We start from the raw sequence: 7471 nt of genomic DNA on the forward strand, positions 1-7471 counted from the left end.
GTTATCTTGGGTTCGTCGCGCTCCCTGTCGGACTTTGGGTGGGCTGTGGGGGGGTGGGGTGCGGGGCACGGGCGGGGCCGACCTCGGCACCCCCGCGTGCGACCGACCGCCGGACCTGGGAGGAGATGGACAGTGAACGACGCCGCGCAGGCCGGGCGGCAGATCGGCGACGGACCCCTGTCCCGGTTCGCGTCCCGCGTCTACATCCTGCTCGTGGTCGAGGCGCTGCTCCTTCTCACCACGGTGCCGGCCCTGCTCCCGCTGCTGCTGCTCGACCGTGACCCCAGCAACCTGCCGCTGGTCGCGCTGCTGCTGACGCCGGTCGGACCGGCGGCCTCCGCCGCCCTGTACGCGCTGCGCCACCAGCGACCCGACCTGACCGACCTGCGGCCCGCCGCGCTGTTCTGGCGGGGTTACCGTGGCAACGCCGGGGGCGCGCTGCGGGTCTGGACGCCGACGCTGCTGTGGTTGACGGTGCTCGCGCTGAACCTCGCCTACCGTGACGCGATCGGCCTACCGAGCTGGTGGGTGGCCCCGCTGATCGCGGTCGCGGTCGGGGTGACCCTCTGCGCGCTCAACGCGCTGGTGATCACCTCGCTGTTCGAGTTCCGCACCCGTGACGTCCTGCGCCTGGCCGTGCACTTCCTCGTCCGTACCCCCGGTGTCACCGCCGGCAACGCCCTGCTGCTCGCGGCGGCGGCCGGGATCACCGCGGTCTTCTCCGAGGCGGTGCCGGTGCTGCTCGCCTCGGTCCTGGCCCTCGGAATTCTCCGTGTCGCCGACCCGATGGTCCACCTGATCCGGAAGGAGTTCACCGCATGAGCCGCTCCACGACCGCCGAGGTGATCGTCACGCGGGGGGTCGCGTGAACGCCGACCTGGAGGATCCGGTGTTCGTGGCGGAGCCGCACGACGTCGAGGATCCCCGCGTACACCCCGCCTGGCTGCCACCGGAGGCGTTCCGGGCCCTCGGCGCGCGGCGCGTCCTCGTGCACGGCGACGGGCTGCTCGTCGACACCGTTCTCGACGAGGTGACGCGCGCCTGCACGCGCTACGGCGGACGGGTCTGGCACTCCCCGTCCTGGGACGTCGACGTCGACGTGGTGCTCGCCCTGCGCGGGGCACCCGAGCTGCCCAGCACGGCGGTGCGGGCGGCCCGCGCGGCGGGGGAGGCGGCGCTCGCCGACCTCGGTGAGACGCTCGGCGACGAGGGTTTCCTGCTGGCCCGCAGCGGTGAGACGACGGTCGTGCTGGCCGACGCGCCCGCCGGCCTCCTCTACGGGCTGTTCCACGTCGTACGGCTCTGTGCGGCGGCCTTCGACCCGGCCCGCCCACCCGAGCTGCACCGGCCCGCGCTGCGCCGCCGCATGCTCAACCACTGGGACAACGTGGCCGTGCACCCGGTGATGGGCCAGGTCGAACGGGGGTACGCGGGCGGCTCGATCTTCTGGGCCGGTGGCCGTCCGCGCGGGGACCTGGCCCGGATCCGGGAGTACGGGCGGCTGCTGGCGGCCAGCGGGATCAACGCCATCTCGGTGAACAACGTCAACGTGGGTCGGGCCGAGGCGCTGCTGCTCACCGACCGGCTCGGTGACGTGGCCCAGATCGCGGACGCGCTGCGCCCGTACGGCATCCGGGTGCACCTGTCGGTCACCTTCGCCGCGCCCCTGGTCCTCGGCGGACTGCCCACCGCCGACCCGTTCGACGAGGAGGTACGCGCCTGGTGGGCGGCCGCCACCCGGCGCGTCTACGAGCGCATCGACGACTTCGGCGGCTACCTGGTAAAGGCCGACTCCGAGGGGCAACCCGGCCCGTTCAGCTACGGGCGGGACCACGCCGACGGTGCGAACCTGCTCGCCGAGGCCCTCGCCCCGTACGGGGGAGTGGTGCACTGGCGGGCGTTCGTCTACAACCACCACCAGGACTGGCGGGACCGGTCCACCGACCGCGCCCGCGCCGCGTACGACCACTTCGCCCCACTCGACGGACGATTCCGTACCAACGTGGTCCTGCAGGTGAAGTTCGGTCCGGTGGACTTCCAGACGCGCGAGCCGGTCTCGCCGGTGCTCGCCGCCATGCCGGCCACCCGGGTCGCGGTGGAGGTGCAGGTCACCCAGGAGTACACGGGCCAGCAGCGACACGTCTGCCACCTCGGCCCGTGCTGGGGCGAGGTGCTGAGCTTCGCGCCGTGGGGCCCCGGCGGGCGCACCATCGCCGACGTGGTCACCGGCGAGGCCGGCAAGGGCGGCGGCCTGGTCGCCGTCGCCAACACCGGCGACGACGCCTTCTGGACCGGGCATCCGCTGGCCCAGGCCAACCTCTACACGGTCGGCCGGCTCGCCTGGGACCCGCGGCTCGACCCGACGGCGGTCCTCGACGAGTGGATGACGCTGACGTTCCCGCCGTCGGCGACCGCCGACCCGGAGCTGGTCCGGCGGACGCTGCACGAGATCATGGACGACTCGTGGCGTACCTACGAGCGGTACACCGCCCCGCTGGGGGTCGGCTTCATGGTCCACCCCGGCGACCACTACGGCCCCGACGTCGACGGGTACGAGTACTCGCGGTGGGGCACCTACCACTTCGCCGACCGCGACGGCGTGGGCGTGGACCGCAGTCGCGCCACGGGCACCGGCTTCGCCGGCCAGTACCCGCCGTACTGGGCCGACGTGTACGAGTCGCCGGTGACCTGCCCGGACGAGCTGCTGCTCTTCTTCCACCACGTCCCGTACGACCACGTCCTGCACAGCGGGTCGACGGTCATCCAGCACATCTACGACACCCACTTCGCGGGCGTCGAGGAGGTGGCGGTGATGCGACGCCGGTGGCAGACCCTGAACGGGATGATCGACCCGGCCGTGTACGAGCGGGTGGCCGAGCGCCTCGACGAGCAGGTGCGCAGCGCCACCGAGTGGCGGGATCAGATCAACACGTACTTCTTCCGCAAGTCCGGGGTGCCCGACGCGCGGGGGCGGCGCATCTTCTGATCCGGCCGGCCCGATCGGGCCGGCCGGAGCACCGGCGCCGGCGTGCTCACCAGGGATGTACGGTCCCGTCCTCCAGCCGGTTCACCGGCAGGTACGCGGGCGCGTACGGGTAGCGGGCCGCCGCCTCCTCGTCGATGTCGACGCCCAACCCGGGCGTCTCGGCGGGGTGCAGGTAGCCGTCGGCGAAGTGGTACCCGTGCGGGAACACCTCGTCGGTCTGCGCGGTGTGCCGCATGTACTCCTGCAGGCCGAAGTTGGGGATCGAGATGTCGAGCTGCAGCGCGGCGGCCATGCAGACGGGCGACAGGTCGGTGGCGCCGTGCGAGCCGCTGCGGACGTGGTGCAGCGCCGCGAGGTCGAAGATGCGCCGCAGGTGGGTGATGCCTCCGGCGTGCACCACCGTGGCCCGGATGTAGTCGATGAGCTGCTCGCGGATGAGCTGAGCGGCGTCGATGACGCTGTTGAACACCTCGCCCACGGCGATCGGCGTGGTGGTGTGCTGCCGGATCAGTCGGAAGCCCTCCTGCAGGTCGGCGGGGACCGGATCCTCCATCCAGGTCAGCGCGTACGGCTCCAGGCTGCGGCCGAGCCGGGCCGCCTCGATCGGCGTGAGCCGGTGGTGCACGTCGTGCAGCAGCCGCAGGTCGGGGCCGAACTCGTCACGGACCCGCGCGAACACGCCCGGCACGTGTGACAGGTAGCGCTGCGTCGACCAGGTCGCCTCGCTGGGCAGGGCGGCGTCGGCCGGTTCGTAGAAGAGCTTGTCGGCGCTGACCCCGTACGTCTTGGGCAGGCCCGGCACACCGCACTGCACCCGGACCGCCCGGTAGCCGAGGTCGACGTAGCGGGCGACCTCGACCAGCACCTCCTCGACGGTCTCGCCGTTGGCGTGGCCGTACACGGTGACGCCCCCGCGGGACCGGCCGCCGAGCAGCTGGTAGACCGGCAGGCCCGCCACCTTGCCCTTGATGTCCCACAGGGCGGTGTCCACCGCGGCGATCGCGCTCATAGTGACCGGGCCGCGCCGCCAGTACGCGCCCTGGTACAGGTACTGCCAGGTGTCCTCGATCCGGGCCGGGTCCCGGCCGATCAGCAGCGGCGCCACGTGGTCGCGCAGGTACGACGCGACGGCCAGCTCCCGACCGTTGAGGGTGGCGTCACCGACTCCGGTGACGCCCTCGTCAGTGACGATCTTGAGGGTGACGAAGTTGCGGCCCGGACAGGTCACGATGACCCGGGCGTCGACGATCTTCACTCGATCTCCTTCGTGCCCGCGGGAGTCGGGTGAGGACGCTCGCAGGGGGGTGCACGCGAGGACGGTCTGGTTATCGGGAACCTGCCGATAATAGCCCGCCACGGGCAGGTGGCGAACGGCCCCGCGACCCCTGGCACGTGCGCAGGTGACCGCGCAATCCCTTGCGCCGAAAGGTTTCCGGAATCCTTGACAATCGAGCGACCTCGATCGAAGCTGACATCGGTCACGCGAGCCGCGGTCACGGTCGGGCGAAGGGCAGTCCTCGACTAACCCCCTTCCATGCGCCATTCTCCCGAGGAATCGCGAACCATGACACTGAAGACAAGGCTGCTCGGCGTCCTCACCGCGGTCGCGACGGTCGCCGCCGCCGCGCTGGCGTTCGCCACGCCCGCGTCGGCCGCGACTCTCACGCAGGTGACCGGCTTCGGCAACAACCCCACAAACCTCCAGATGCACCTGTACGTCCCGGACCGGGTGGCATCCCGCCCGGGGATCCTGCTCGCCCTGCACTACTGCACCGGCACCGGCCCCGCCTTCTACTCCGGCACGCAGTACGCCTCCCTCGCCGACCGGTACGGCTTCATCGTCATCTACCCGTCGGCGACCCGCAGCAGCAAGTGCTGGGACGTGGCCTCGCCGCAGGCGCTGCGCCGAGGCGGGGGCAGCGATCCGGTCGGACTCGTCTCGATGATCGACTACGTCAAGCAGCGGTACTCCGCCGACCCGGACCGCGTCTTCGCCACCGGCACCTCGTCGGGCGCGATGATGACCAACGTCATGCTCGGTGACTACCCGGACGTGTTCGCGGCCGGCGCGTCCTTCGCCGGGGTGCCGTTCGCCTGTTTCGCCACCGGGGGCAGCTCGGAATGGAACAGCCAGTGCGCGAACGGGCAGTCCATCAAGACCGCCCAGCAGTGGGGGGACCTGGTCCGCGGGGCGTACCCCGGCTACAGCGGCCGGCGGCCGCGGATGCAGATCTGGCACGGCACGAGCGACGACACCCTGCGCTACCCGAACTTCGGTGAGCAGGTCAAGCAGTGGACCAACGTGCACGGTCTGAGCCAGACCCCGACGTACACCGACTCCCCGCAGTCGGGTTACACCCGCACCCGGTACGGCAGCAGCGGCCCGATGGCCCCGGTCGAGGCGATCAGCATGCAGGGCGTCACGCACAACATCCCCGTCGACGCCGCGCAGGTGATCCGCTTCTTCGGCCTGGACGGCACCGCCCCGCCGACGACGCCTCCGCCGACGACCCCGCCCCCGACCACGCCTCCGCCGACGACCCCGCCGCCGACGACGCCTCCGCCGACCACGCCGCCGCCCAGCGCGGGCGCCTGCGGGGTCACCTACACGGTCAACGCCTGGAACAACGGGCTCACCGCGAGCGTGCGGATCACCAACACCGGCGCGACGGCCGTGAACGGGTGGGCGCTGACCTTCACGCTGCCCGGCGGCCAGACCATCACCGGCGGCTGGAACGCCGCCTACTCCCCGACCAGCGGCGCGGTGACGGCCCGCAACGTCTCCTACAACGGCACCATCGCCCCGAACACGTCGGTCGAGATCGGCTTCCAGGCCACCCACACCGGCGACACCGGCAAGCCCACGGCCTTCGCCCTCAACGGGGCCACCTGCTCGATCGCCTGACTCCCTTTCAGTAGAAGGAGCTGCACGAATGGGAAACGCGAGATGGAGGGCGGCGTCGAGAGCCGCCGTCGCGTTGGCCGGGGCGGGCGCGCTCGCCGCCGGCATGACGCTGGTCCTGACGGCGCCCGCCGCCGCCGGGACCACGCTCGGCGCGTCCGCCGCCGAGAAGGGCCGCTACTTCGGTACGGCGGTGGCCGGTTTCAAGCTCTCGGACAGCACGTACACCACGATCCTGAACCGTGAGTTCAACATGGTGACGGCCGAGAACGAGATGAAGATCGACGCCACCGAGCCGCAGCAGAACCGGTTCAGCTACGGCTCGGCCGAGCAGATCGTCAACCACGCCCGCAGCCGCGGCATGCAGGTACGCGGTCACACCCTCGCCTGGCATGCCCAGCAGCCGAGTTGGATGCAGGGCATGAGCGGAAGCGCCCTGCGGCAGGCGATCCTGAACCACGTGACGCAGGTCGCCACGCACTTCCGGGGGCAGCTCTACTCCTGGGACGTGGTGAACGAGGCGTTCGCCGACGGCAACTCCGGCGGTCGGCGCGACTCGAACCTCCAGCGCACCGGCAACGACTGGATCGAGGCGGCGTTCCGCGCCGCGCGGGCCGCGGACCCGGGCGCGAAGCTCTGCTACAACGACTACAACATCGACAACTGGACCTGGGCCAAGACCCAGGGCGTCTACAACATGGTCCGCGACTTCAAGTCCCGTGGCGTGCCGATCGACTGCGTCGGCTTCCAGTCGCACTTCAACAGCGACTCCCCGTACGTCAGCAACTACCGCACCACACTGTCGAGCTTCGCGGCCCTGGGTGTGGACGTGCAGATCACCGAGCTGGACATCGAGGGCGCCCCGGCCAACACGTACCGCAGCGTGGTCGAGGACTGCCTCGCGGTGGCCCGCTGCAACGGCATCACCGTGTGGGGCATCCGGGACAGCGACTCGTGGCGGTCCTACCAGTCGCCGCTGCTGTTCAACAACAGCGGGCAGAAGAAGCCCGCGTACGACGCCGTGCTCACCGCGCTCAACAACGGCACCACCCCGACGACCCCACCACCGACGACTCCACCACCCACGACGCCTCCACCCACGACGCCTCCACCCACGACGCCGCCGCCCACGACCCCGCCGCCGGGACAGGGCGATTGCTCCGCCTCGGTGACGGTGAACCAGTGGAACGGCGGCTTCGTGGCGAACGTACGGGTGACGGCCGGCTCGTCGGCTCTCAACGGGTGGACCGTGACGATCGACCTGCCGTCCGGGGCGACCGTCACCAACGCCTGGAGCGCCACCAACAGCGGTAGCACCGGTACGACGACCTGGAGGAACGTCTCCTACAACGGCCAGGTCGGTGCCGGACAGTCCACCGAGTTCGGCTTCCAGGGCACCGGCACCGCCGGCACCCCAACCCCAACCTGCGCAACAACCTAACCCCAACCCCCAACCCCACCCCCGCTTTACCCTCGTGATCAAGAGGTTTGCGTCACCGGCCCCGGCGTGTCGTGACGCCAACCACATGCTCACCGCGGGCGGGGGGGGGGGGCCGGGGGGGGGTGGGGGGGGGTGGGGGCGG

General features: G+C 71.3%; 5 protein-coding genes. 4 read left to right on the forward strand and 1 reads right to left on the reverse strand.

What is annotated here, in order from left to right; translation table 11 throughout:
- The first annotated feature begins 132 nt into the window (after positions 1–132).
- A complete protein-coding gene (locus AB0J36_RS27775) occupies positions 133–822 on the forward strand; it encodes a hypothetical protein (protein WP_363661319.1) in 690 nt (229 codons plus the stop codon).
- A gap of 43 nt (positions 823–865) precedes the next feature.
- Positions 866–2986: an alpha-glucuronidase gene (locus tag AB0J36_RS27780; protein WP_357398873.1), complete on the forward strand. Its 2121-nt coding sequence runs from the start codon at positions 866–868 to the stop codon at positions 2984–2986.
- A 46-nt stretch (positions 2987–3032) separates the two neighbouring features.
- Here AB0J36_RS27780 and manD read toward each other — a convergent pair whose 3' ends face one another.
- Positions 3033–4241, reverse strand: a complete 1209-nt coding sequence (gene manD, locus AB0J36_RS27785) for a D-mannonate dehydratase ManD (protein WP_363661320.1) — start codon at positions 4239–4241, stop codon at positions 3033–3035.
- Positions 4242–4550: 309 nt separating this feature from the next.
- Between manD and AB0J36_RS27790 the strand changes: the two genes are divergently transcribed.
- Positions 4551–5891: a PHB depolymerase family esterase gene (locus AB0J36_RS27790; protein WP_363661321.1), complete on the forward strand. Its 1341-nt coding sequence runs from the start codon at positions 4551–4553 to the stop codon at positions 5889–5891.
- Positions 5892–5994: 103 nt separating this feature from the next.
- Positions 5995–7329, forward strand: a complete 1335-nt coding sequence (locus tag AB0J36_RS27795; RefSeq protein ID WP_363661322.1) for an endo-1,4-beta-xylanase — start codon at positions 5995–5997, stop codon at positions 7327–7329.
- Positions 7330–7471: the final 142 nt, after the last annotated feature.

The sequence above is a fragment of the Micromonospora sp. NPDC049662 genome, assembly GCF_040675055.1.
Lineage (GTDB): Bacteria > Actinomycetota > Actinomycetes > Mycobacteriales > Micromonosporaceae > Micromonospora.